Source organism: Inhella gelatinilytica, from assembly GCF_016093295.1.
Taxonomy (GTDB): Bacteria; Pseudomonadota; Gammaproteobacteria; order Burkholderiales; family Burkholderiaceae_C; genus Inhella; species Inhella gelatinilytica.
Genome location: NZ_JAEDAL010000002.1, coordinates 301,235 through 325,363 on the forward strand (window position 1 = coordinate 301,235; position 24,129 = coordinate 325,363).

23 protein-coding genes are annotated in these 24,129 nt (G+C 65.4%); 11 read left to right on the forward strand and 12 right to left on the reverse strand.

Annotation, left to right across the window (positions count from 1 at the left end; genetic code table 11):
• Positions 1-95 precede the first annotated feature (95 nt).
• Both cgtA and proB read left to right on the forward strand, forming a co-directional pair.
• Positions 96-1,148, forward strand: coding sequence for an Obg family GTPase CgtA (cgtA, locus tag I7X43_RS06300; protein WP_198100068.1), 1,053 nt, complete (start codon positions 96-98; stop codon positions 1,146-1,148).
• Positions 1,145-2,290, forward strand: coding sequence for a glutamate 5-kinase (gene proB, locus I7X43_RS06305; protein ID WP_198100069.1), 1,146 nt, complete (start codon positions 1,145-1,147; stop codon positions 2,288-2,290). Before cgtA ends, proB begins: the two co-directional genes overlap by 4 nt.
• Here the strand turns inward: proB and I7X43_RS06310 are convergent.
• Positions 2,238-2,900 (reverse strand): RNA pyrophosphohydrolase, encoded by a 663-nt coding sequence (locus I7X43_RS06310; protein ID WP_198100070.1) that lies wholly within the window; start codon positions 2,898-2,900, stop codon positions 2,238-2,240. The two genes, proB and I7X43_RS06310, sit on opposite strands and share 53 nt — an antisense overlap.
• A 135-nt stretch (positions 2,901-3,035) precedes the next feature.
• Between I7X43_RS06310 and I7X43_RS06315 the strand changes: the two genes are divergently transcribed.
• From I7X43_RS06315 to I7X43_RS06325, 3 genes are read left to right on the forward strand one after another with little or no spacing between them, the layout of a single operon-like run.
• On the forward strand, positions 3,036-4,778 hold the full coding sequence (locus I7X43_RS06315; RefSeq protein WP_198100071.1) for a proline--tRNA ligase: 1,743 nt from the start codon (positions 3,036-3,038) through the stop codon (positions 4,776-4,778).
• Positions 4,775-5,863, forward strand: a complete 1,089-nt coding sequence (locus I7X43_RS06320; RefSeq protein ID WP_198100072.1) for a DUF418 domain-containing protein — start codon at positions 4,775-4,777, stop codon at positions 5,861-5,863. Before I7X43_RS06315 ends, I7X43_RS06320 begins: the two co-directional genes overlap by 4 nt.
• Positions 5,860-6,471: a lytic transglycosylase domain-containing protein gene (locus tag I7X43_RS06325; RefSeq protein ID WP_198100073.1), complete on the forward strand. Its 612-nt coding sequence runs from the start codon at positions 5,860-5,862 to the stop codon at positions 6,469-6,471. Before I7X43_RS06320 ends, I7X43_RS06325 begins: the two co-directional genes overlap by 4 nt.
• Here I7X43_RS06325 and I7X43_RS06330 read toward each other — a convergent pair.
• The 6 genes from I7X43_RS06330 to hemA all read right to left on the reverse strand — a co-directional run bounded on the left by I7X43_RS06330 (position 6,468) and on the right by hemA (position 11,155).
• Positions 6,468-7,049, reverse strand: coding sequence for a UbiX family flavin prenyltransferase (locus I7X43_RS06330; RefSeq protein ID WP_198100074.1), 582 nt, complete (start codon positions 7,047-7,049; stop codon positions 6,468-6,470). The two genes, I7X43_RS06325 and I7X43_RS06330, sit on opposite strands and share 4 nt — an antisense overlap.
• The gene (gene grxD / locus I7X43_RS06335) at positions 7,046-7,357 is read right to left on the reverse strand and encodes a Grx4 family monothiol glutaredoxin (RefSeq protein ID WP_198100075.1); all 312 of its coding nucleotides are present in this window, start codon (positions 7,355-7,357) and stop codon (positions 7,046-7,048) included. The genes I7X43_RS06330 and grxD overlap by 4 nt, the downstream gene beginning before the upstream one ends.
• Before the next feature lie 44 nt (positions 7,358-7,401).
• Entirely contained in the window at positions 7,402-7,881 is a 480-nt protein-coding gene (locus I7X43_RS06340) for a hypothetical protein (RefSeq protein WP_198100076.1), read from the reverse strand.
• A gap of 87 nt (positions 7,882-7,968) precedes the next feature.
• Entirely contained in the window at positions 7,969-8,790 is an 822-nt protein-coding gene (gene prmC / locus I7X43_RS06345; RefSeq protein ID WP_198100077.1) for a peptide chain release factor N(5)-glutamine methyltransferase, read from the reverse strand.
• Positions 8,787-9,872, reverse strand: coding sequence for a peptide chain release factor 1 (gene prfA, locus I7X43_RS06350; RefSeq protein WP_198100078.1), 1,086 nt, complete (start codon positions 9,870-9,872; stop codon positions 8,787-8,789). Before prfA ends, prmC begins: the two co-directional genes overlap by 4 nt.
• Positions 9,873-9,877: 5 nt before the next feature.
• The gene (gene hemA, locus I7X43_RS06355) at positions 9,878-11,155 is read right to left on the reverse strand and encodes a glutamyl-tRNA reductase (RefSeq protein WP_198100079.1); all 1,278 of its coding nucleotides are present in this window, start codon (positions 11,153-11,155) and stop codon (positions 9,878-9,880) included.
• Between the two features lie 141 nt (positions 11,156-11,296).
• Between hemA and I7X43_RS06360 the strand changes: the two genes are divergently transcribed.
• From I7X43_RS06360 to I7X43_RS06380, 5 genes are all read left to right on the forward strand, one after another.
• The gene (locus I7X43_RS06360) at positions 11,297-14,611 is read left to right on the forward strand and encodes a S41 family peptidase (protein WP_198100080.1); all 3,315 of its coding nucleotides are present in this window, start codon (positions 11,297-11,299) and stop codon (positions 14,609-14,611) included.
• 86 nt (positions 14,612-14,697) lie between these two features.
• Positions 14,698-15,609 carry a J domain-containing protein gene (locus I7X43_RS06365; protein WP_198100081.1) on the forward strand — a complete coding sequence of 304 codons (912 nt, stop codon included), beginning with the start codon at positions 14,698-14,700 and terminating at the stop codon, positions 15,607-15,609.
• 86 nt (positions 15,610-15,695) lie between these two features.
• Positions 15,696-15,962, forward strand: a complete 267-nt coding sequence (locus I7X43_RS06370) for a hypothetical protein (RefSeq protein WP_198100082.1) — start codon at positions 15,696-15,698, stop codon at positions 15,960-15,962.
• Positions 15,959-16,855 (forward strand): J domain-containing protein, encoded by an 897-nt coding sequence (locus tag I7X43_RS06375; RefSeq protein WP_198100083.1) that lies wholly within the window; start codon positions 15,959-15,961, stop codon positions 16,853-16,855. The genes I7X43_RS06370 and I7X43_RS06375 overlap by 4 nt, the downstream gene beginning before the upstream one ends.
• A 32-nt stretch (positions 16,856-16,887) precedes the next feature.
• On the forward strand, positions 16,888-17,163 hold the full coding sequence (locus tag I7X43_RS06380; protein WP_198100084.1) for a hypothetical protein: 276 nt from the start codon (positions 16,888-16,890) through the stop codon (positions 17,161-17,163).
• Here I7X43_RS06380 and I7X43_RS06385 read toward each other — a convergent pair.
• The 4 genes from I7X43_RS06385 to I7X43_RS06400 form a co-directional block, all read right to left on the reverse strand.
• Entirely contained in the window at positions 17,149-18,744 is a 1,596-nt protein-coding gene (locus I7X43_RS06385; RefSeq protein ID WP_246480217.1) for an amidase, read from the reverse strand. The genes I7X43_RS06380 and I7X43_RS06385 overlap by 15 nt on opposite strands.
• 165 nt (positions 18,745-18,909) lie before the next feature.
• Positions 18,910-20,520 carry a GMC family oxidoreductase gene (locus I7X43_RS06390; protein ID WP_198100085.1) on the reverse strand — a complete coding sequence of 537 codons (1,611 nt, stop codon included), beginning with the start codon at positions 20,518-20,520 and terminating at the stop codon, positions 18,910-18,912.
• A gap of 7 nt (positions 20,521-20,527) precedes the next feature.
• Positions 20,528-21,025, reverse strand: coding sequence for a hypothetical protein (locus I7X43_RS06395; protein ID WP_198100086.1), 498 nt, complete (start codon positions 21,023-21,025; stop codon positions 20,528-20,530).
• On the reverse strand, positions 21,025-22,440 hold the full coding sequence (locus I7X43_RS06400; protein ID WP_198100087.1) for a coniferyl aldehyde dehydrogenase: 1,416 nt from the start codon (positions 22,438-22,440) through the stop codon (positions 21,025-21,027). Before I7X43_RS06400 ends, I7X43_RS06395 begins: the two co-directional genes overlap by 1 nt.
• 114 nt (positions 22,441-22,554) lie before the next feature.
• Here I7X43_RS06400 and I7X43_RS06405 point away from each other — a divergent pair, with 114 nt between their 5' ends.
• The gene (locus I7X43_RS06405; protein WP_198100088.1) at positions 22,555-23,595 is read left to right on the forward strand and encodes a 6-phosphofructokinase; all 1,041 of its coding nucleotides are present in this window, start codon (positions 22,555-22,557) and stop codon (positions 23,593-23,595) included.
• A gap of 11 nt (positions 23,596-23,606) precedes the next feature.
• Here the strand turns inward: I7X43_RS06405 and I7X43_RS06410 are convergent, their stop codons facing one another.
• Entirely contained in the window at positions 23,607-24,125 is a 519-nt protein-coding gene (locus I7X43_RS06410) for a hypothetical protein (protein WP_198100089.1), read from the reverse strand.
• Positions 24,126-24,129: the final 4 nt, after the last annotated feature.

Sequence of the window (24,129 nt, forward strand, 5' to 3'; positions counted from 1 at the left end):
CCGCTTGCGGGGCCTTCGTCTTTTTTGCAGCGAGCCCTGACGGGGCGCTGTGCCGTCCTGGCCTAGGATGTCGGACGGCTGCCGGGAGAGAGCCCATGAAATTTGTAGATGAAGTCACCATCGATATCGCTGCCGGCAACGGTGGTGCAGGGTGTGCCAGCTTCCGGCGGGAAAAATTCATTCCGTTTGGCGGTCCGGATGGGGGTGACGGGGGGCGAGGCGGCAGCGTGTATGCCGTCGGAGATCGCAACCTCAACACCTTGATCGACTATCGCTATGCGCGCCGCCACGAAGCCCGCAATGGTGAGGCGGGTCGTGGGTCGGACTGCAACGGCGCAGCGGCAGAAGACATCGTGCTGCGCATGCCGGTTGGCACCATCGTGCGTGACCTGGAGACCGACGAGGTCATTGCGGAGTTGTTGGATCCGGATGAAAAAGTTCTGCTGGCTAAGGGGGGCGACGGCGGTTTCGGCAACTTGCATTTCAAGAGCAGTACCAATCGCGCGCCCCGCCAGAAAACTCCGGGGTGGCCCGGTGAAATCAAGAGCCTCAAGTTGGAACTTCGCGTTCTGGCCGATGTGGGCTTGCTGGGCCAACCGAATGCAGGCAAGTCCACGCTGATTGCGGCGGTCTCCAACGCTCGTCCGAAAATTGCGGACTATCCTTTCACGACCCTGTATCCCAATCTTGGGGTGGTGCGAGTCGGCCCCGAGAAGAGCTTCGTGATGGCCGACATTCCGGGGTTGATCGAAGGGGCTGCCGAAGGCGCGGGATTGGGGCACCAATTTTTGCGTCATTTGCAGCGGACCCGGGTGTTGCTGCATTTGGTTGATTTTGCGCCGCTGGACGAAGGGGTCGACCCCGTGGCCGAGGCCAAAGCCATCGTGGCGGAGCTCAAAAAGTACGACGCCGAGCTCCATGCGAAACCGCGATGGTTGGTGCTCAACAAGGTGGATATGGTGCCGGCCGAAGAGCGCGACGCCAAAGTCAAAGACTTTCTCAAACGTTTCAAGTGGAAGGGGCCGGTCTACGTGATCTCGGGCCTGACCCGTGAAGGCTGCGAAGGCTTGCTTCGCGACCTCTATGACTTCGTGGCCTCCCAAAAGGCGCCTCCGAGCCCTGAATCCGACATCCGATTTGACGCATGAGTCCTTCTTTCCCCCTGCTCGGCGCACGCCGAATCGTCGTCAAGATAGGTTCGAGTCTGGTCACAGACGAGGGGCGGGGGGTGGATGCCGTGGCTATCGCCGACTGGTGTCGGCAGCTCAGCGCTTTGGCGGAGGATGGGATCGAGGCGCTGATTGTTTCCAGTGGCGCCATCGCGGAGGGCATGAAGCGATTGGGCTGGCGCACCCGACCGAAAGAGGTTCATGCCTTGCAGGCTGCTGCAGCGGTCGGGCAAATGGGCCTGGCCCAGATTTACGAAACCAGTCTTCGCGCGCTCGGACGGGCCAGTGCCCAAGTCTTGTTGACCCATGCCGATCTTTCCGATCGAGAGCGCTACCTGAATGCGCGCTCGACTCTGCTGACTCTTTTGGCGCACCGTGTCCTGCCAGTCATCAACGAGAACGACACGGTGGTGAATGACGAGATCAAGTTCGGCGATAACGACACACTGGGGGCCCTGGTCACCAATCTGATCGAAGCCGATTGTTTGGTGATCCTGACGGACCAACGGGGGCTCTACAACGCTGACCCGCGCAAGAACCCCACCGCTGAGCTGATCACCCATGCGCAGGCTGGAGATCCCGAGCTGGCGCGGATGGCCGGGGGGGCGGGGTCGTCTCTCGGTCGGGGGGGCATGCTGACCAAAGTACTGGCGGCAGAGCGCGCAGCGGGTAGCGGTGCCAGCACGGTGATTGCGTATGGCCGTGAACCCAACGTCTTGGTGCGTTTGGCCCGTGGCGAAGCCATTGGTTCGGCCCTGCATGCCGCGGTTCCCAAGCTCGCAGCGCGCAAGCGTTGGATGGCCGACCATTTGCAGCTCAAAGGGCGCGTGGTGGTGGATGCTGGCGCTGCGCGCGCGCTGCTGGGCGGTGGGTGCAGCCTGCTACCGGTTGGGGTCCGCGAAGTGGCCGGTGACTTCCATCGCGGCGATGTCATTGCCATTCTGGACACTGCCGGCATTGAGTTGGCACGCGGTCTGGCCAACTATGCCGCGGCCGAAGCCAGGCTGCTCATGGGCCGGGCCAGCCAAGACATTGAGGGCCTCATCGGCTATGTCGCCGAGCCCGAGCTCATCCATCGGGACAACTTGGTGTTGCTACAGACGGAGATGGCGGCTCCGTAAGCGCAGCATCACCCTGCTGAGCGGCAACATCCTGCGCATGCGCCGAGCGTGCCACTGCGCCGTAGGGTGAACGCGGTGCGCCTTCACGCGGTCGCGGGTCCCGCGACCCTGAACGCAAGAACCGATTGCCGGCTTGCGCGCGTGGCAGAAACCGCGACAGCTCCTGCAGAGCCAATTGGTAAACGCCCCGCTTGAATTCGATGACGGACTCCAGCGGCACCCAGTAATCATTCCAGCGCCAAGCATCGAACTCGGGGTGGTCGGTGGCGCGCAGGTTTAGGTCGGTGTCGTGACCGAGGAGCTGAAGCAAGAACCAGATTTGCTTCTGCCCCCGGTAGTGGCCCCGGGCTTCGCGGCGGATGTAGTGGTCCGGCACCTCGTAGCGCAACCAATCCCGGGTGCGCGCCACGATTCGCACATGCTCACGCAGCAGCCCCACCTCTTCGTGGAGCTCGCGGAACATGGCCTGCTCAGGCGACTCCCCATACTTGATACCGCCTTGGGGGAATTGCCACGAATGGGTTCGGATGCGTTTGCCCCAGAACACCTGATTCTTGTGATTGAGCAGGATGATGCCGACGTTGGGCCTGAAGCCTTCACGGTCGAGCATAATCAACCTCAGATTTTTGAACTGTCCCGATTGTGCCTCTCCAGGCCGCGAAGCGAGGCAGTAGAAACCTGACGCCCCTGACCCCAACCGGGCTTGTCGGCACCCTGCTGGCAAGCCCTTTGTGTTTTGAGCCCCATGAAAGCCAGCCAGTTCCTCATTTCGACCCTGAAAGAAGCCCCCGCAGATGCGGAGATCGTCAGTCACAAGCTGATGATGCGGGCCGGTCTGATCAAGCGCTTGGGGGCTGGCATCTATAACTACATGCCCATGGGCTTGCGGGTGATTCGCAAGGTGGAAAACATCATCCGCGAGGAGATGAACCGTGCCGGCGCGGTTGAGATGCTGATGCCGGTGGTGCAGCCTGCTGAGTTGTGGCAGGAAACCGGCCGCTTCGACAAGATGGGGCCGGAGTTGCTGCGCGTGAAAGATCGCCACGGACGCGACTTCGTCATTCAGCCGACGAGCGAAGAAGTGATCACGGATGTTGCGCGACAGGAACTGCGGTCGTACAAGCAGTTGCCCAAGAATCTGTATCACATCCAAACCAAATTCCGCGACGAGCGCCGGCCCCGCTTCGGGCTGATGCGCGGCCGTGAGTTCACGATGAAGGATGCATATTCCTTTGATCGGGATGCGGAGGCGGCGGGAAAGAGTTATGACGCGATGTTCTCCGCGTACTGCCGCATCTTCGACCGCCTGGGTTTGGAGTACCGCGCGGTGGCGGCTGACACGGGCGCGATTGGGGGCGACCGCTCGCACGAGTTCCAGGTGATTGCCGAGACGGGCGAAGACGCCATCGTCTACTGCCCGACCAGCAGCTACGCGGCCAACATCGAACTGGCGGAGGCGTTGGCCCCCGCGGCGCCGCGTGCGGCCGCCAGCCAAGCCCTGACACTGACGCCGACCCCGGGCAAGAGTACCTGCCCCGACGTGGCGGCCTTGCTCGGCTTGCCGCTGGAACGCACGGTCAAGAGCCTGGTGCTGGCCACCGACACCAAGAACGCAGCGGGGGAAATCACCGCCACCCAGGTCTGGCTGCTGCTGGTGCGCGGCGACCACGACCTGAACGAAGTCAAGGCCGGCAAGGTCGAAGGCCTCAAGGAGGGTTTCCGCTTCGCCACGGTGGCTGAAATTGAAACCCACTTCGGGTGCAAGCCGGGTTATCTCGGCCCCATTGGTCTCCAGGGCGTCAAGATCGTGGCTGACCGCACGGTGGCGGCGATGGGTGACTTTGTTTGCGGCGCCAACCAATGGGATCACCATTACACCGGCGCTAACTGGGGGCGCGACCTGCCGGAGCCGGACCTGGTGGCCGACATTCGCAATGTGCTGGTGGGCGACCCGTCGCCGGACGGCCAGGGCGTGCTGGCTATCCAGCGCGGCATTGAGGTGGGGCATGTTTTCTACCTCGGCAAGAAGTATTCCGAGGCCATGAACGCCACCTTCTTGGCCGATGACGGCAAGCCGCGCCACTTCGAAATGGGCTGTTACGGCATCGGCGTCACGCGATTGCTCGGTGCTGCCATCGAGCAAGGGCACGACGAGCGCGGCATCATTTGGCCAACCAGCATGGCGCCGTTTGAAGTGGTGATCTGTCCGATTGGCATGGACCGCAGCGAATTGGTGCGGGCCGAAGCCTTCAAGCTTTACGAGGCTTTGCAAGCGGCCGGCGTGGACGTACTGCTGGACGACCGCGGCGAGCGTCCGGGCGCCATGTTTGCTGATTGGGAGCTCATCGGGGCGCCCCTGCGCGTGGTATTGGGCGACCGGGGATTGAAAGAGGGGGTGGCCGAGGTGCAAGGGCGGCGGGACGCCCAGGCGGAATCAGTGGCTGTGGATGCGGTGCTCGCGCGGGTGCGCGAGCGTCTTAGCGCTTGAGGGCAAAACCGGCGCGGCGTGAGGCCGCGATCGATGCCCTGCGCGCCTTGGCGCTGCTGCCGGTGGTGGTGGTCAACTTCACCAGCTACGTTAACTTGCCGATGGGTGGGCCCCACTTGCGCCCGGATGGCACCGTGTTGGGGGACCTGGCCAGTGGCGCCGTGGCCGCTTTCTTGCAAGGCAAGGGCTATCCGCTGCTGATGTTCTTGTTCGGATACAGCCTCAGCTTGGCGCTGCGTCACCGTTCGCCGGCACAGGCGCGGCGGCGCTTGTACGGCCTCTTGGCGCTCGGGCTTGGGCATGGTTTCTTGCTGTACATGGGCGACATCCTCAGTGCCTATGCGCTCATCGGCTTGGTGGTACTGCGCTGGGCGCCGCGCCGCTTGCGCTCTGTGGTCCGGGCCACGCAGGTGGCCGGGGGCGTGGCCCTGTTGCTGGCGGGTTTGATGCTGGCGGTTTTCCCGTCGATTCCGGTGGCGCCTTCGTCGCTTTCCCTGGCAGACCATCCCTCCCTGGGCGAGTGGTGGCAAGCCAACGCTTTCGACTATCTGTCTTCTTTGCTGCTGGGTACCTTGTTCCTGGGCCCAGAAGTTTTCGCCTTGATGGGTTTGGGCGTCCTGGCGCAGCGGCTGGGGTGGCTGCGGCACCGTCGCTGGTCCGCGGCTCGCCAGCGTTGTGCGCGCTGGGCGGGGCCGTTGGTCCTGCTGAACTTGGGGGTGGGTGTGGCGGCAGTGACCGCGCTGCAGGCCGATGCGGGGCGTGCCGATGCATGGCTGGTGCCGCTGTCCACCGTACTGGGGCCGCTGAGTTTGTTGAGCTGGGTCAGTTGGTTCGTGCAGCGCTGGCCGCATCGGGGTGCCCCACAAGCGCTGGTTGACGCCGGTCGTCAGACCTTGACGCCCTACTTGTTGAGCTCCGCGGTTGCCGTGGGGGTCTGGACCCAGTTGGGGCTGGGCTGGCGCTTTGGAAATGCGGAGTCGGTGCTTTTCTCCACCCTGCTGTGGGCGGCGCTGATGACCTTGTCTCGCTGGGCGACTCTGCGCCAACGCCGGCTGCCCGCCGAAGCTTGGTTGGTGCGGCGATGAGCGCTGACCGCCGACGCTTCGCCTTGGGGGCTCTGCTGGCGCTGGGCGTGCCCAAGAGCTGGGCCGGGGCCCAGCTCGAAGAGCCGCTGGTCGATGCCGTGCGCTCGGCCCTGAGTGCGGCCATTGCGCAGGCGGCGCCGCCCAAGCCCAAGTTTGAAAAAACGGAAGACCGGTTGGGTTACCTGAACTGGCTGGGCGAGATGAGCGAGCGGCTCAAGAAGCGACTGCCGGAGGCCCAAACGCGGATCGAATTCCTGCAAACCGTTTGGTATGAGAGCCGACGCGCGGGGCTGGAAACCAGCCTGGTCCTGGGGCTCATTCAGGTGGAGAGTGGTTTTCGAAAGTACGCCATCAGCACCGCGGGCGCGCGGGGCTACATGCAGGTCATGCCGTTTTGGGCCCGCGTGATTGGCGATGGGCATGCGGGTCGTCTCTTCCACATGCAGACCAATTTGCGCTTTGGCTGCGTGATCCTGCGCCATTACCTCGATCTGGAACGGGGCGACTTCTTTCTTGCGCTGGGCCGGTACAACGGCAGTCGTGGCAAGCCGGATTACCCCAACTTGGTGTGGGGGGCCCAGCGCCAATGGCGCTGGCCGACGGCTTAATTCGTGGCGGCTTTGAGCCCGCCCCACGCTTGCGGCGAGGCTGACGTGATCCCGCACAGCTGCAAGACGCGCTCCACGCTGTCGTCAATCAGCGCCTGAACCGAGTCGGGCTTCAGGTAGAACGCCGGCAGGGGGGGGAAGACGATGCCACCCATCTCGGTGACGGCCGTCATGTTGCGCAAATGTGCCAAATTGAAGGGGGTTTCGCGCACCATCAGCAGCAAGCGGCGCCGTTCTTTGAGCGTCACATCGGCGGCACGGGTGAGCAAGTTGTCACCAAACCCATGTGCGATGGCGGCCAGGCTCTTCATCGAGCAGGGCGAAACGATCATGGCCGCGGTCGAAAAGCTTCCGCTGGCCACACAGGCCCCGACATCCGCCGGGGCGTAGGCGTGATCCGCCTCGGCTTCGAGCTGCAGACGCGTGAGCCCCAGTTCATGGTGCACATTGAGCACGCCGGCAGGTGTGACGATCAGGTGCGTTTCCAACCCGAGCGAGCGTGCACGTCGCAGCACGCCCAGGCCATAGGCCGCACCGGTCGCGCCGGTGATGCCCACGACCAGGCGCTGAAGGCTCACTGGGTGAGCAACTGTTGCAACTCACCGGATTCGTACATCTCCATCATGATGTCCGAACCGCCGACGAATTCCCCGTTCACATACAGCTGGGGAATGGTGGGCCACTGAGCGTAGTCCTTGATGCCCTGGCGCACGTCGGGATCTTCGAGCACGTTGAAGGTTTCAAAGTTCTGCACGCCACAGGCTTTCAGAATTTGCACGGCACGGCCGGAAAAACCGCACATCGGGAACTGGGCCGAGCCCTTCATGAACAGCATCACGCGGTTGGCTTTGACCATCGCGTCGATGCGCTGCTGCACTGCATCCATGGTGAATCCTTGATTTCCGCCGGGGTGGCGGCTAACCCGAGATTCTAGAAACGATAGAACAGCCCCATCTGCACCATGGGCTGCAGCTGAACACCTCGCCAAGGGGCGTTCAAGCTTGGGGCGAAGCTATCGTCCACACGCCGTAGATTCAGGCCGGCGCCTTGCAGGGCAATGCCCAAATCCGCACTGACCCCCCAGCCCAGGCCGGTGTTGCTATATCCCACGCCCAGATACGGTTGATGGGAAGGGGCTTCAACCCGCAGCCCCGGTCGGAAGTCGTGGCGCGGGACGGGGGCCATCAGGCCGCCACTGAGACGCAGACCTTGTCCGGAGGCGCTGAGGTAGTAGTCCCCCAGCACAGCGGGAGCCAGGAGCCTGGGGGCCTGAGCCAAATCGGTCGAAGGGGCCCAGCCTTGCGCCCGGGCTTGCCAACGCAGATCGGGCTCATGGCCCGGAAGCCGAAGTCCGTCCGCGGCATGGCCATTCAGGGCGGCCATGACCAGAGCCCAGCCGATTGCGCGCATGGTGAACTCCTTGACGGGGTGGGGATGGTCTGATGCTAGCGCGCAGGGCTTCGCCGCGTGTCACAAAAGGCTTCGTTTTGTGGTGCTTTACCGACCGCTGGGCCCGCGGCCGCCGGTGCAGCGACGGATTCCGCTCAAGTCGGTGCGGTGCTGAATGTCGTGGAAACCAGCCTGACGGAGCAATTCGGCCACCGCCTCGGCCTGATCGTGGCCGTGCTCGAGAAGCAACCACCCGCCTGGATTGAGGTGGTGTGGGGCTTGGGCGACCAGAGAGCGAAGGTCATCCAAACCGTCCAGGCCCGAGGTGAGCGCGCTCTGCGGTTCGTGACGCAGCGCCTCCAGGTGAGGGTCCGCTTCGGCGATATAGGGCGGATTGGAGAGGATCAGGTCGAAGCGGCGCCCCAGGACCGGTTCAAACCAGCTGCCGGTTAGCCATTCGACGGGCAGACCCAGATGGGCGCCGTTGGCTCGCGCTTGGTGGATGGCGTCAGCGCTCTGGTCGATCGCGGTGAGGGTCCAGGTGGGGCGACTCGATTTGAGCGCCAGCGCAATGCAACCGCTCCCTGTTCCCAGGTCCAGAACCGCCCCTGTGGGCGGCACCCCGAGCGGCTCTAACGCCCACTCAACCAAGGCTTCGGTGTCCGGGCGCGGCACCAAGGTGGCGGGGCTCACCGCCAACCGCAGCCCGTGAAACTCCTTGTGTCCCACCAAATAGGCCAGCGGCACATCGTCGGCGCGCTGGGCACACAGCTTGCCGAAGGCCTGGGCCTGTTCGGGGCTGAGTAGGTCGGTGTCATGGGCGATGAGCCACTCTCGCGGACGCCCCAGCAAGTGGCCCAGCAGCAACTGGGCGTCCAAGCGCGGGACGCCTTGGGCGGCGGCTTGCCGCAGCGCGTCCTGAAGGGTCACCGGCGGCCCTCTTCCAGCTCGGCGAGCTGGTCAGCGGCTTGGGCGGCTTGCAGGGATTGAATCACCTCGTCCAAATCGCCCTCCATCACCATGGCGAGTTTGTACAGCGTGAGGTTGATGCGGTGGTCCGTGAGGCGGCCTTGCGGGAAGTTGTAGGTGCGGATGCGGTCGCTGCGGTCACCGGTGCCGACCAGACTCTTGCGGGTTGCCGCTTCCTTGGCTTCTCGCGCAATCCGTTCGCGTTCGCGCAAGCGAGCGAGCAGCACGGCCATGGCCTTGGCTTTGTTCCGGTGCTGGCTGCGGTCGTCCTGGCACTCCGCCACGATGCCTGTGGGCAAATGCGTGATGCGGATGGCGGAATCGGTCTTGTTGATGTGCTGGCCCCCGGCGCCACTGGCCCGAAACGTGTCAATCCGCAGCTCGGCGGGGTTGAGCTCCACTTCGGCGGCTTCGCCAGGGTCGGGCAACACGGCGACCGTGCAGGCGCTGGTGTGGATGCGGCCTTGGGCTTCGGTGGCGGGAACGCGCTGCACACGGTGGCCGCCACTTTCGAACTTCAGGCGCCCGTAAGCGCCGTCCCCGTCGATGCGAAACACCGCCTCCTTGTAGCCGCCCAAATCGGACTCATTGGCGCTCATCACCTCCACGCGCCAGCCTTGACGCTCGCAATAGCGCAAGTACATCCGGGCCAAGTCGCCCGCAAACAAGGCCGATTCATCGCCGCCGGTGCCGGCGCGAATCTCCAGCAGGGCTGGGCGCTCGTCGTCCGGGTCTTTAGGGAGCAGGGCAAACTGGAGCTGCTGATGCAGGGCGTCAAGCTCGGCGTTGGCGCTGGCCAGTTCCTCTTGGGCCATCTCCACCATGTCCGGATCTTGGAGCAACTCCTGGGCTGCGTCGCGGTCCCGCTCGCGCTGCAAAAACCGTCGCCATTGCGTGACCAAGGTCGAAACCTCGTTCTGCTCCTTGCCCAGTTTGCGCAGGCGGGCCGGGTCGGCGTGCACGCCGGGGTCCCCGAGCAGGGCGTCCAGTTCAGAGAGTCGCAGTTCCAGTCGCTGGAACTGCTGTCGCAAAGCGTCGCGCATGGGGTTCAGCGTTCGCTGCTGCGCAAAAACAGGCGTTGCAACAAGCGCTCCAACTGCGCCCGGTCCTCACCCTGCGCCGTGTGCAGTTCCACCAGCAAACCGTGCATGAGCTTGTGACTGAACTGGTGGGCAAAACTATCCAGTGCGGCTTCGGGTGAATCGCCCCGGTGCAACTGTCGTCTGGCTTTGGCAAGTGCTTGCTGCCGCCAGTCCTCCATTTGATGCTGCAGCGCCTGGATCAGGGGCACGCTGTGCCGCTGGCTCAGCCATTGGGCAAACGCTTGCACCCCGTGATCCACGATGGCTTCGGCCTGGGCAACCGCGGCTTGGCGCTTGTCGCTGGCGGTTTGCACCAGCGCCGCCAGATCGTCGACGCTGTACAGGTAGGCATCGTCCAGCTCTCCCACGCTTGCTTCAATGTCCCGGGGCACGGCCAAATCCACCAAGAACATGGGGCGGCGTCGGCGGGCTTTCAGCGCTCGCTCCATCATGGGACGCAAGATCAAGGGCAACGGGCTTCCCGTGCAGCTGATCACGGCGTCAAAGAGGTGCAAGTGATCTTCAACTTCGGACAGGGGCAGGGTGCGACCGCCCAAGTTGTGGGCCAGGTGCTCGGCGCGGCTGGCCGTGCGGTTGGCGATGACCAAGCTGGCGGGATGCTGGGCCGCGAAGTGGGTGGCGGCGAGTTGAATCATTTCGCCAGCCCCAATAAACAGCACCTTGATTTGCCGCAGGTCCTCGAATAGCTGCCCCGCCAAACGCACGGCCGCCGCGGCCATGGAGATGGAATGCGCACCGATCTCTGTGCTGGTTCGAACCTCCTTGGCCACTTGAAAGCTGCGCTGGAACAGCTGGTGCAAGGTGGCCCCCAGGGTGCCGGCCGCATCGGCTTCACGCACAGCCTGTTTGAACTGGCCGAGGATTTGGGTTTCGCCCAACACCATGGAATTCAGTCCGGAAGCCACCCGAAACGCATGCCGGGCCGCCTCGCCGTCGGCGTGCAGGTAGGTGTGGGCGACCAATTGCTCATGAGCCAGACCTGCGTGTTCGGCCATCCAATTCAGTGTCAGATGGCTGAGTTCCGCTGCGCCCGCGACGTAAACCTCGGTACGGTTGCAGGTGGACAGCAGGGCCGCCTCGGCAGGGGCACCGGGCAGCGCTGACTGCAGGCGCTTTTGCAGCGTCTGCACGTGAGCGACCAGTTGATCGGGGGAAAACGCCAGCTTTTCACGCAGCGACAACGGGGCGCTTGCATGATTGAGGCCGAGGGTGAAGACGGACATTGGGCTGAATTCTAAATTTCCGCGCCATGCCCGATCTTGATCTGGATCGCGCGCGTTGCAGTCGATGGGCGTGCATGGCCTTCGGCATGGCGGGTCTTCGCTGGTACCGTGGGCGGTTTTGGTTTTCTCGTGGAACGCCCCATGCGCCTGATCCAGACCTTGTGGACCCTTTCGGCCCTGTGTGCCGCTTCCTTGGCTGTGGGGGCCGAAGGTGCAACGCACCTGCTCCGCCAGCCCACGCTGTCAGCCCAGCACGTTGCATTTGTTCATGGCGGCGACCTGTGGGTGGCCCAGCGCGACGGCAGCCAGCCGCGCCGCCTGACGCACCATGCGGCGTCGGAGTTTGCGCCGCGCTTCTCGCCCGACGGCCGCCACCTCGCGTTTTCGGCCAGTTATGACGGCAACACGGATGTGTACGTGATGCCCGTCGAGGGCGGTGAGGCCCGTCGGCTGACCTGGCACCCCGGTGCGGACGTGGTCAACGGGTGGAGCGCCGACGGCAAAGCCGTGCTGTTCGCCAGCAGCCGCGAGGTGCTGAACAGCCGATCAGCCCAGCTTTACGAAGTGCCCCTGACCGGTGGGTTTGAGCGCAAGGTGATGGAGGCCGTCGCGGTTGAAGGGCGCTGGAGCGCCGATGGGCAGCGCCTTGCCTATCGACCCACGCGGGCGGCCCACCTGCCCACCGCGGGTTGGCGCCAGCACCGCGGCGGTTCCACGCCGCCGGTCTGGATCATTGAGCCCAAGACGGGGCGTTGGAGCTCGGTGCCCCACGTCAACGCCAGCGACATCGGCCCGGTCTGGGTGGGCGACGAGGTGGTGTTCATTTCTGACCGCGATGGCGAGGCGCAGGGCGGCGCCAACGGGGCGGCCAACCTGTGGGCCTATCACACCAAGACCCAGGCCTTGCGTCCTCTGACGCGGGAGACGGTGTGGGATGTCAAGTCCGTCGATGCCCAGGGCAACACGCTGATCTATGAGGTGGGCGGCCGCTTGAAGACCCTGGACCTGGCCAGCGGCCGTGAGGCTGAATGGCCCGTGCGCCTGCCCGTGGAAGCCCCGCGCGAGCAGTGGAAGGAGGCCGGCCGCGCGCTCGAAGATGCCCATTTGTCCGCCAGCGGCAAGCGCTTGCTGGTCAGCGCCCGGGGCGAGGTGTTCACCCTCCCCATCAAGGACGGCTCGCCGCGCAACCTGACGCAAACCTCGGGCGTGCGTGAGAAGGACGCGCTCTGGAGCCCCGACGGCCAGCGTATTGCCTACCTCAGCGACGCCCCTGGGCGCCGTCATCAGCTGGTGCTGCGCAGCCAAACGGGCGAGGGTGCGGCGCAAACCGTGGCCCTGCCCGCAGACGATTACTTCAGCCTGCTGGAATGGTCGCCCGACGGCCAACGCCTGCTGCTGCAGGATCAACGCCTGAACCTCTACGCCCTGCAACTGCCTGCCGGCACGCTGACCCGCTTGGCCACCAACCCGCGGCGTGGCAACTTTGGCGCCGTGTTCTCACCCGACAGCCGCTGGGTGGCCTACACCTTGACCGGCGCCAACCACCTGGGTCGGATCTACCTCCATGAGCTGACCAGTCACCAGGTCCATGCGGTGAGCGACCCCTTGGTGCACGCCGAGTCGCCGGTGTTCTCGCGCAAGGGCGACCTGCTGTTCTTCAGTGCCTCCACCAATGCCGGCCCCACGCGCGTGGGCCTGGATATGTCCACGCAGGAGCGCCCGCTGCGCGCTGGCCTGTTCGCTGCCGTGCTGGCGGCAGACGGCAGCTCGCCGCTCTTGCCCAAGGCGGGTGATGAGGAGGCTCACAAGCTCGAGGCGAAGAAGGACGAGCCCAAAAAAGAGGAGGGCAAGAAGGACGACGCGAAAAAGGCGGATGCCAAACCCGACAGCAAGGCGATTCGTATCGATGTCGCAGGTCTGGCGCAGCGCATCGTCGCCCTGCCTGTGGCCGAGCGGGACAACGAGGCCCTGGCCGTGGCGCATGACGGCGCGCTGTGGTTCTTGGACCGACGCCAGCCCGGCATCAGCCGTGAAGCGGGCGAGGCGCCACCCTCGGCTGACCTGTACCGCTTCGACTTTGAAGAGAAGAAGGCCAAGCTGGTGCGGGGGGGCGTGGAGGGCTTTGAGCTCAGCCCCGATGGCAAGAAATTGCTGATCCGGGCCGGTCGCGGCCGTCTGGAAATCGCCGACGCGAACGACAAGGCTGGGGAGGCCAAGGCCATCGACTTGAGTGGTCTGCGTGCCCGCATCGACCCACGGGCCGAGTGGCGCCAGATCTTCGACGAGGTGTGGTGGATGGAGAAGGCCTTCTTCTACGACCCGGCCCTGCATGGCATCGACTGGGCGGCCATCCGCGAGCGCTATCTGCCGCTGCTCGAGCATGTGCGACGCCGGGAGGACCTGAATGAGCTGCTCATCGACATGATGGGGGAGCTGCAGGTGGGCCACAACTACCTGAGCGGCGGCGACCTGCACCGCGAGGCGCCTGTGCCGGTGGGCCTCTTGGGGGCGGACTTTCGCTTCGAAAACGGCCGCTGGCGGATCGCCAAGGTGCACGGCGGCGATGCCTGGAACCCGCAGCTCAAGGCACCCTTGGCCGTTCCGGGCCAGGCCGCGCGCGAAGGGGAGTACCTCTTGGCGGTCAACGCGGTGGAGCTCAGCGGCACGCGCAACCTGTACCAGTTGCTGGAACAGCAGGTTGGGCAGCAGGTCACCCTGACAGTGGCCACGGACCCGGAGGGCAAGAACAGCCGCAAGATTGTGGTCCAGCCCATCGCCAACGAGGGCGCACTTCGCCAGTGGACCTGGGTGGAGCAGAACCGTCAGCGGGTCGAGCAGGCCAGCGGGGGCCGCGTGGGCTACGTTTACCTGCCGGACACTGCGGGCGGCGGCTTCAGCCAGTTCAATCGCCAGTTCTTCGGCCAGAGCGACAAGCAGGCGCTGATCGTGGACGACCGCAAGAACAACGGCGGCCAGGCCGCGAATTACGTGATCGAACTGTTGAACCGGCCGTACTTGGGCGGCTGGAAGGACCGGGACGGCCTGCCCTTCCACACACCGGGGGCTTTCCTCGATGGTCCCAAGGCCATGCTGATCGACCAGGATGCGGGGTCTGGCGGCGACTTCCTGCCCTATGCCTTCAAACGCACCGGCCAAGGCCCGCTGATCGGCACCCGCACCTGGGGGGGGCTGATCGGCATCTCGGCCAACCCGCCGTTGATCGATGGAGGCAGCCTGGCCGTGCCCTTCTTCCGCTTCTATACGCCCGAAGGCGAGTGGCGCATTGAGAACGAGGGCGTGGCGCCGGACATCGAGGTTCAACTGGACCCGGCGGGCGTCAACACGGGGCGCGACAGCCAACTCGAAGCCGCCATTGCCAACGTGTTGGAACGACTGAAGACCTGGAAGCCCCAGCGCCGGAATACCCCACCGGCGCCGTTCAAGCTCGCCCGCTGAGGGCGGGCCGGCGCGGGGGGTGGCGGGCCCAAGGGCTCGCAATAATGGCGCCCGCGCCGGTTCCGGAGCGGATGAAGGTTCAGGGGATGCAGAACAAACCAACACTGTATGAATTGCTGGGGGTGGCCCAGCAGGCCACCATGGCCGAGGTGCGGGCAGCGTTTCGCCAAGCCGTCGAAGCGCTGGAAGCGCAGCGGGCGCAACTGAGCTCACAGGAATTCAACGAACGATTCCAGCTGTTACGAACGGCCCAATCGACACTGACCGACCCCGTGTCGCGGGCGGGTTATGACGCTGACTTGGCCCCCGCAAGCCAGGGTTCGGCCCTGATTTCAGGGCCATCCGAACCGACGTCCCCAGCACCGGGTGCGGCGGCGGCCCGCGCAGATGCCTTGGGTTTGCAGGCGGATGCCCTGTCGCTGCGGGCCGAGGCCTTGTTGGCCCGTGCCCAACTGGAAAGCGGCGCCGCGCGGCGTCCGCCGTTGGGGTGGAGCGACCGCGCCCCCTGGGCACAACGGGCGCTGCGGTTTTTTGCCGTGCTGGGCTTGATGGCCTTGCTGGGATTTGGGTTGAGCCGCTGTTCCCTCATGAATGCTCGGGAACAGATGGCCCAACGCGAGGCTCTGGAAAATCAAGCCGCATTGCAGGACTACTACCAAGCCCATGGTGTGCGGCCCGCCAACATGGATGAACTCCGCCTGCTGGAAGCGGAGCGCCTGCGCAAAGAAAACGCCGAGCGTCAGGTGGCGGCTGAGCAGCGCCGTACCGAGGAGGCTCAACGGCAATGGGAGGTCGAGGCCCAGCGGGCTGGCGAGGAAGCGACCCGTCGGGCGTTGGAAGGGCTGCGGGAGCAGCAGCAGGAAGTGGAGCGCAAGCGGCAGTTGAAGTTTGAGATTGAGCGAGTGGCCCTGGAGCTTCAGTACGTCACCAGCGAAATCGAGCGCCGTCGGCTGGAGTTGCAACTCAAGCAGCTGCGTGAGCGGTTGCAGGCGCCTTGAAACGGCGGGCGAGCCTGGGGCTCCTTGGGCTCCTGTCTTGGCTGCCGTTGGTCGGGTGCGGGGCAGCCTACACGCCGTCGCAATTCGTGGGTCGATGGAAGTCGTCTCGCCTGAGTAGCCCCTTGGTGTTGACGGACAAGGGGGAGTGGGAAATTTTGTCCGACGAGGGCAAGGCGCTGCAATTTGGCTTGTGGCGCTTGGAGGGGGCGCATTTGGTGTGGACGGTGCGGGCTCCGAATGGGGGGCTGACGCACGATCCCACGCCAATCCTGATCGCGGAGCCGGAGCGATTTGCGGTGCGCGAACGCGATGGCAGCGTGACCACCTTTGTGCGTTTGAAAGACCCCGCGTGAACCACTACGACACGCTGGAGGTCAGCCCCAAGGCCAGTCCGGCGGTGTTGCGGGCGGCCTATCGCAGCCTGATGCAGCGCCATCACCCGGACCGGCACGGGGGAGAGCCGACTGCGACCGCTCGGGCAGCGGCGATTGCCGCCGCCTACGAGGTGCTCTCGGACCCCATTCGGCGCGCAGCGTATGACCAGACTTTACTGAACGACCGCTCCCTGCCGCCCGCCGTTTCAAGCGCCAGTCCGGTAACGCCGAATCGGATACGTGAGCCCGTTTCCCCGCGCATAGCCCGAAGCGGGTGGTGGTGGGCCCTTCCGGTGGGGGCGGCGTTGGTGGGGTGGGCCGTATCGAACTGGGGGCCTGCGCCGGATCCGGTCGACGCCTGGTTGGCTTTGCGGCAAGAACTTTCCGCGTCAGGTCTGAGTGAGACCCGGCGCAAAGCATTGTTGGCCCGCAAAGCCGAGTTGCTGCGGGCGTCGCCGACGCTGCAGGGGCGCGCCGAGCACGAGGCACGGCGGGACCGTGAGCAGCGCACCCTGGACCTGCTGTTGACACCGCTGGTCGTGAGGGGGCCCTCCGGCACCTTGACGCTCCCACGCATTCAGGTGGTGCTGGGCAGTTTCGATACCCCTGGGCTGCGGACCCATCTGGCGCAGCACCGTACGGATATCGTGACGGCGGTGCACCAAGCGCTGAGTGCTGTCGACACCGGGCAGGAGGCCACCGGCCCAAGCGAGGCCTTACTCAAAGCGAGAATTCACCAGGCCCTTGAGCGCGCCCTGGGCACGCAGCCCCAAGCCACCTATCCAGACACCTGGTTTGAATCCCCGGGGCGTTATGGCGTGATCGATGTGCTGCTTCCGGAGGTGCCGCGCTTCGTTCCTCGGGCGGGCTAGGTCTTGCACTGAACCAGAACTCGATTGCCTCTATGTCCTTCTTCAACGCGCTGTGGCATGTCGCCAATTTCTTGGCGGCACCGCTTTTTGTTGCCCTGATCTTGGTTCTTGTGGCCAAAGGATTGATGTGGCGCGCGCTATTGGCCCGTGATACCTGGCGCACGCTGTGGTGGCAGAGTGCCCTCGGCGGACTGACTGGCCTGATCGGGGGCTTGGCGATCTGGTCGGTGGAGGGCAAGCTGGCGGTTTGGGGCGCCATGCTGGCGGGTCACGCCGTGCCCCTGGCATATCGCTTAGTCACGCGGTAAGCGGTCGAACCAGGGCAGGGCTTTTTCGAGTTCTGCGCCCAGTTGCAGCAGCAAGCCTTCGCTGCCCGGCGCGCCGTGAAATTGGACGCCCAAAGGCAAGCCCTCGGCGGTCCAGTGCAAGGGCAGGCTGATGGCGGGCGTGCCAGTGACATTGGCCAGTTGCGTGAAGGGCACATGACGCAGGTTGTCGCGGGCGATCTGGTCGATGGCGCTGTCGAGCAGACCCAAACGTGCCAGTACACCGAGTAGCCCCGTGGCGCGCAACCCATTGAGCAGCGCCATCTGCAAAGGGGGCGGGTCCCCCGTGCCATGCGGGACCGGCGGCGAGGCCAGCGTGGGCGTCAGGTACAGGTCGAAGCGGCTGTGGAATCGGCCCAAGGCGCGAGAAAAACCGTTCCATTGCTCCAACGTGCTCACCAGGGCGGCGGCCGACTGGCAGCGGCCCAAGGTGGCCATGATGCGGGTCAGTGGTTCGAAGTCGCGGCGGCGGGCACCACGGGCCACGGCCGTGTCGACGGCTGCCGGAATCAGCGCGAAGTACAGCTGCAAGTAGCTGCGCGCCAAGGCCCCGCCGTCGATGTCAGGGGCCGCTTCGGTGGTCTCGTGGCCCAGCCGCTGCAGCAACTGGACGGTGCGCTGCACGGCTTCGACCGCTTCGCCGTGCACGGGGGTGCCCAGGGGGGAGGCGGTGCTCCAGCCGATGCGCAGGCGGCGCAGCGGCTGTTGCAGTTGGTCCAGGAAGGGCAGGCTCGGTGGCGCGATCTGGAAGGGGTCGCCGGGCTCGGGGCCGCTCAGCACGTCCAGCATGGCGGCGCTGTCGCGAATGCTGCGCGTGATCACGCCCTGGCTGTTGCAACCGAGCCAAACTTCCCCGGCTTGGGGACCCTCGGAAATCCGGCCGCGCGAAGGGCGCAACCCCACCAAGCCGCAGCACGCCGCCGGAATGCGAATTGAACCGCCGCCATCACCGCCGCCGGCCATCGGGACCACGCCGCTGGCCACGGCCGCCGCAGCGCCACCGCTGCTGCCTCCGGGCGTGCGGGCGGGGTCCCAGGGGTTGGAGGTGCGTCCGTAACGGGCCGGGTCGGTCACGCCCTTGAGCGCCAACTCCGGGCTGTTGGTCTTGCCGAAGATCACCAAGCCGGCAGCTTTGCAACGCCGGGTGTAGTGGCTGTCCTCGGCCGCAACCTGGTTGAAGGCCTGGCTGCCCAGCGTGGTGGGCACACCGGCCACGTCGTGCCCGGCGTCTTTGAGCAAAAACGGCACGCCGGCCAAGGGGCCTTGGAGGCCGGCTTGAATCTGCGCGCTGGCTTCTTTCTCCAGCCGGCGGGCGACGGGGTTGAGCTTCGGTTGAACAGCCTTGAGGCGGCTGAGGGCGAGGATCAGCAACTCGGTGGCGTTGCTGCGACCGGCTCGCACCGCATCCGCCAACGCCAGTGCGTCGTGCTGCCGGTAGGTGGGGAAGTCCATCAAGCCGCGTCCGCTTGGAGGCGCCGAGCGTTCTGGCGTTGCATCCGCATGGGGGTCGGACTCGGTCACCAAAGTGGCCGACCAGTCCGAGGCAGGGGTCGTCGTGTTCATGTCAGTGGCGCCCGGCCGTCCGAAGCCACTGAGCGCCCCCCTGGGGGGTGGCGAGCGATAGCGAGACTGGGGGTCGTTTCATGTCAGTGGCGCCCGGCCGTCCGAAGCCACTGAGCGCCCCCCTGGGGGGTGGCGAGCGATAGCGAGACTGGGGGGCGTTTCATGTCATGCCCAGGCTGCCACAGGATGGCCCAGCCGTTCAGCCAAGCCGGTGGCCAGGCGAGCCACCAGTCCGTAGATGGACAGCTGCGGGTTGGCTCCGATGCTGGTGGGAAACAGGCTGCCGTCGTGAATGCTGAGATTGTTCAGTTGCCAATGCTGTCCATTGGTTTGGGTCACCCCATGCTCGGGACTTGAAGACAATGCACAGCCTCCCATCACGTGGGCACTCACGATGCGGGTGCTCAGCGGGCGCAGCTCCAGCGCACCGATCGCCGCTTTCGCGTCGCGCCAGCTTCGGTAGGGCCGGGCGTCCTCGTGAATGGGCTGAACCTCCCGAGCGCCTGCGGCAAACTGAATTTCTGCCATGGTCAAAAAGGCCCGCCGAATACCGTCTTTCAGCGTCGCCGTGATGGGGTAGTCGAGCGTGGGGCTGCCATCGCGGCGCAGCGTCACGTGACCACCCGGACTGTCAGGATGAAAGCCATCGCGCAGCAAGGACAGCAGAACCTGGGTGTGGGGGAACTGCTGCAAAGTCTTCGCTTGTTCCCGACCGAATCCCGCCATGGTGGTGGCCATGATGACGGGGTACAGGGGCGGGGCTTCGAGCTTGAAGCCCAAAGGGCCATCAATGGCCTCGGTTTCGAGGAAGTGGTCGCTGTAGACGGTCTGAGGTGCCCCCGACCAGCCTTCGACGCGTTCTTCAAAGGTGGCGGAGCTGATGACCGTTGGGTGCAGGAAGGTGCGGCGCCCCAACCGCTGGTGCGGGTCGGGGGCGTTGGAGCGCAGCAGCAGCGCTGGCGTGTTGATGGCCCCCCCTGCCAGCACCACGTGGCGCGCCCGCACCACAAAAGCGCCGGGCTTGGGTGCACTGCTCAGATCGACGGGAACGCAATGAAGGGCCTGCACGGTATGGCCGTCATGGGCCAGTCGCTCCACCCGCGTTTGGACCCAGAGTTCAGCGCCGGCGTCCAGGGCCCCAGGCAGGGTGGTGACCAGCATGGACTGTTTGGCGTTGGTGGGGCAGCCCATGCCGCAGCTGCCCAGGTTCCAACAGCCGTGCACATTGCGACGAATCCGCGGCGCGGCCAGCCCCAGCTTCTGGGCTCCGCGGGCGAGGGCTTGGTTGTTGGCGTTGGGCTCGGCCTCCCAATCTTGGATATGGAGTCGCCGCTCGGCCTGTTCGAACCAGGGGGCCATGGTTTGCGCATCCAGGCCTTGCAACCCCAGGCGCTCGCTCCAGTGCTGCAGCGTGGCTGGGGGCGTGCGGAAGCTGCTCGTCCAATTCACCGTGGTGCTGCCCCCGACGCAGCGCCCCTGCAGGATGGTGATGGCCTTGTCCGCGGTCTTGCGCCCCGCGGATTCCTGGTACAGCTGGGGGTAGGCGTCGGCTTCCCGTTGTTTGAAGTCGCGGCTGCTGCGCAGGGGGCCTTCTTCGATGATCAGCACTTTGAGGCCGGCGCGCGCCAGGATCTCGGCCGTCACACCACCACCGGCGCCGCTGCCCACAATGGCCACGTCCACCGTGGTTTCCGCAGGAGGGGCCTTGAAGTCGCCGCCACGAACGGGCCAGCCGCGGGCCAGCCCCGCCTGAATGGGATCGGGAATGCTTGTCATGGCGTGATCAGCCCACCGTTCGGGGGCCGGGGTAGCCCAGGGCCGCCCAGGACTGCGGCTGGGCAAAAAAGGCTGCGCAGTGCAGGTCGCGCAGGGCAAAGTAGACCTGTTGCCGCAGGCCCAAACGGCTGCGACGTAGGCCTTCCAGTTGCTGTTGTAGGGTCGCCAGGTCCAGCGCTTCTAACGGGCGCCATTGACCCAAAACACCCAATCGACCGGGCGCATTCACGAGCAGGCCCATGAGTTGCTGCAGCTCGGCCTGAATGGCGGGGGGGAAGGCGGCGAATAGGCTTTCCAGGTGGTCCAGGTGCTGGTTCAGCGCCTCGTCAGTGTGGGGCAAAGAGCCTTCGAGAACGGCCCGCGCGACCGCCCCCATGGCACGACGGCCCCCGGCGGTGAGGCGTGGGCCCTGTAGGCCCGGCGCCCACAACGCGGCGACGCCCCCCGCAAGCGCGAGCACGGCAGCTGAACCCAGACCCAGTTGGAGGAGGCGGCGGCGTTGCATCAACTGAGCTTTCGCAGCAGGTTCAGGAGACGCGTGAAGCGGGCCCCATAGGGCGGGTAAAACAGGCGAGTTCCCGCCAAACTCGGGTTGTGGAAGACAGGCTTTTCGCATGAAAAGGTCTTGAATCCCCATTCACCGTGATAACTGCCTTGCCCGCTGGCTCCCACGCCACCAAATGGCTGATCTTCTTGACCCAGGTGCCAAATGCAGTCGTTGCTGGTGACTCCTCCGGCGTGGGTTTCGCGCAAGATGCGCTCACGCAGTGCGTCGTCTTTGCCGAAGATGTAGAGCGCCAGCGGGCGGTCATTGCGCTGCACTTGCGCAATGGCCTCGTCAACGCGGTCGTAGGGCAGGATGGGTAGCACGGGGCCAAAAATTTCCTCGCGCAGTAGTGCCATGTCTTCGGTGGCACCCAGCACCACCGTCGGGTGCAATTTGCGCTGAGCCGGGTCCAGCGTTTCGTCGTGGGAACGCAGCAGTTGAGCGCCTTTGTCCTTGGCTTCCTTGAGCAGGCCTTGCAGTCGTGCGTAATGGCGAGGGGCCACGATGGCGGTGTAGTCTGGGTTCTGCGCCAAGGTGGGGTAGTGGCGCCGCATGGCCGCCAAAACGGCTTGGGCCAAGGGCTCAACCTGATGGCGAGGTGCCAGAACATAGTCCGGTGCCACACAGGTCTGCCCGGCATTCAGGAGCTTGGCAAAGGCCACACGTTCGGCTGTTTGGCGCAGATCCGCATCCGCCATCACCACCACTGGGCTTTTTCCACCCAACTCCAGGGTCACCGGGGTGAGATTGGCGGCGGCGGCCTGGGCGACCAATCGCCCAACCGGGGTCGACCCGGTGAAGAACAAGTGGTCAAAGGGCAGCTTGGAAAACGCGGCGGCCACGCTGGCATCGCCCAGAACGACCTGGAATTCATCGGCATCAAAGTGCTCGGCCACGGCCTTGGCCAGTAGCTCCGAGCAGCGGGGGGTCAATTCGCTGGGCTTGAGCAGCACCCGATTGCCCGCCGCCAATGCGGCCACGGCCGGAGCCAGCGCCAGTTGCATGGGGTAGTTCCAGGGCGAAATGATGCCGACCACGCCCTTGGGCTGGGGCATCAGGCGGTTGTGGCCGGGGAAAAAGTGCAGGGCCGTGGGCATGCGCCGCACCCGCATCCAGCGCTTGAGGTGGCGCAGGGCATGCTTGATGGAGGCTTCGACCACGAAAACTTCGGTCAGCAAGGTTTCATGCACGCTGCGGTGACCAAAGTCTTCGCGGATGGCTTGCGCAAAGGCGTCGCTATGCTGGTGGAGCAAGTCTCGCAGGCGGGTCAGGCGGTCGCGGCGCGCGGAATAGCTGGGATAGGGCTCCTGCAAATAGGCCGCACGCAGCTGGTCCAGGCGGGGGCGAAGCGATTCGGAGGGGGAGCTGTCCATGGGAGGCCAAAAAACTGCAAAGGCGCAAGGATGGCACGCTAACCGGACCGGCCCCGGACCAGGGAGCGGGCTTGCCCTGGCTTAGAGTCCCACGTCTACAGAGCGGAGGCATGCATGCGGGTTGGCATCTTGACAGGGGGCGGGGATTGCCCCGGGCTGAATGCGGTGATTCGGGCGGTCACCTTGGCGCTGTTGCACGCCGACGCGGCCACCGAGGTCTGGGGGATTCAGCGCGGCTTCTGGGGCTTGATGGCCGATCGTCTGCAGCCGTTGACGGCGGCCAGCGTGCGCGACTTGCTGGACGAAGGGGGCACGGTGCTGGGGACGCACAACCGCGCCGACCCGTTTGCCTGGCAAGGCCACGATGCCTCGGGGCAGGCACTGGATTGCTTGACGCGACACGGGATTGACGCGCTGGTTGTGATCGGGGGGGATGGGAGCTTGACCATCGGCGACCGGTTTTCCCGCTTGGGGGTTCCGATGGTGGGGGTGCCCAAAACCATTGACAACGACATTGAGCACAACGAGCGGAGTTTTGGATTCGACTCGGCGGTCGCGGTGGTGGCGGAGGCTTTGACGCGCTTGAAAACCACGGCACAGAGTCATCAGCGCGTGATGGTCCTGGAGACCATGGGGCGAAATGCGGGGTGGATTGCCTTGGAGGGGGGCTTGGCCGGCGGCGCCGATGCCATCCTGATTCCCGAGCAACCCTTTGATTTGGATCGATTGACGGCTCGGTTGCAGGCCCGGGTTCAAGAACAGGGCCACGCACTGGTGTGCGTGGCGGAAGGCGCCACACTCAGCGATGGGACGCAGTTTTGGCAGACCGGGAGTGGCGTGGCTCGACTGGGAGGCATCGGTCAGGCACTGACCGATGCGCTGGCGCAGCGCCTGCCGGGAACCGAGGTGCGGGGGACCCTGCTGGGGCACCTGCAGCGGGGTGGCGCGCCCACGGCGTTTGACCGGGTGCTTTCGACCCGCTTTGGGGTGGCGGCGGCCCAAGCGCTGCGCGATGGCGCTTTCGGCCACACGATTGCGCTGCAGGGCGACCGCTGTGTACGGGTGCCCCTGAGTGCGGTGTCGGGTCGGCAGCGACGCGTGCCCCTCGATGACCCGCTCAGCGACTGCGCGCGGGTCCTTGGAGCCTTGGACTGAGGGGCGGGGCTTTACTCGATGCGGCGCACGGTCAGGCGTTGGGTGACGCCTTCGATGTCCATGTAGAAGCCGCTCAAAGCCCCCTTCACGATCTTGACTTGCGGCTCGTGCATGGTCAGGTAGTGGCCCGAACTGCCGTCTGTGACTTCCCACAACTGGCCGTTGGCCAGGCGGAACCGCTGACGGGGTTTCCAACCATCGAACGAGCCCTGAATCCGCGACTGCACCGAACTGGTGTCACCGCCGCGCAGGCCAAAACTCTGCTCGGGGGATGGCGTCGCGGTTGCACTGTGGGGGCTGTCGGCCTTGCCGGGTGACTGGGCACCGGTCCGCGCCACGGGGGCGCCCCACTGCCCGGACCCAGCGGGTGGTCCGGCGATGGCATCAAAGCAAGCCAATCGTTTGGTGGCGTCGGCAATGGCCCGGCAACTGGCCAGTTGGTCGGCCAGAGCGGGGCTTGAAGTGCCCTGGGCGTGGGCAGAAAGTGCCCCCGCGCTGAGCAGCAGGGCAAAGGTCCGGCGGTGTTTCATGTCG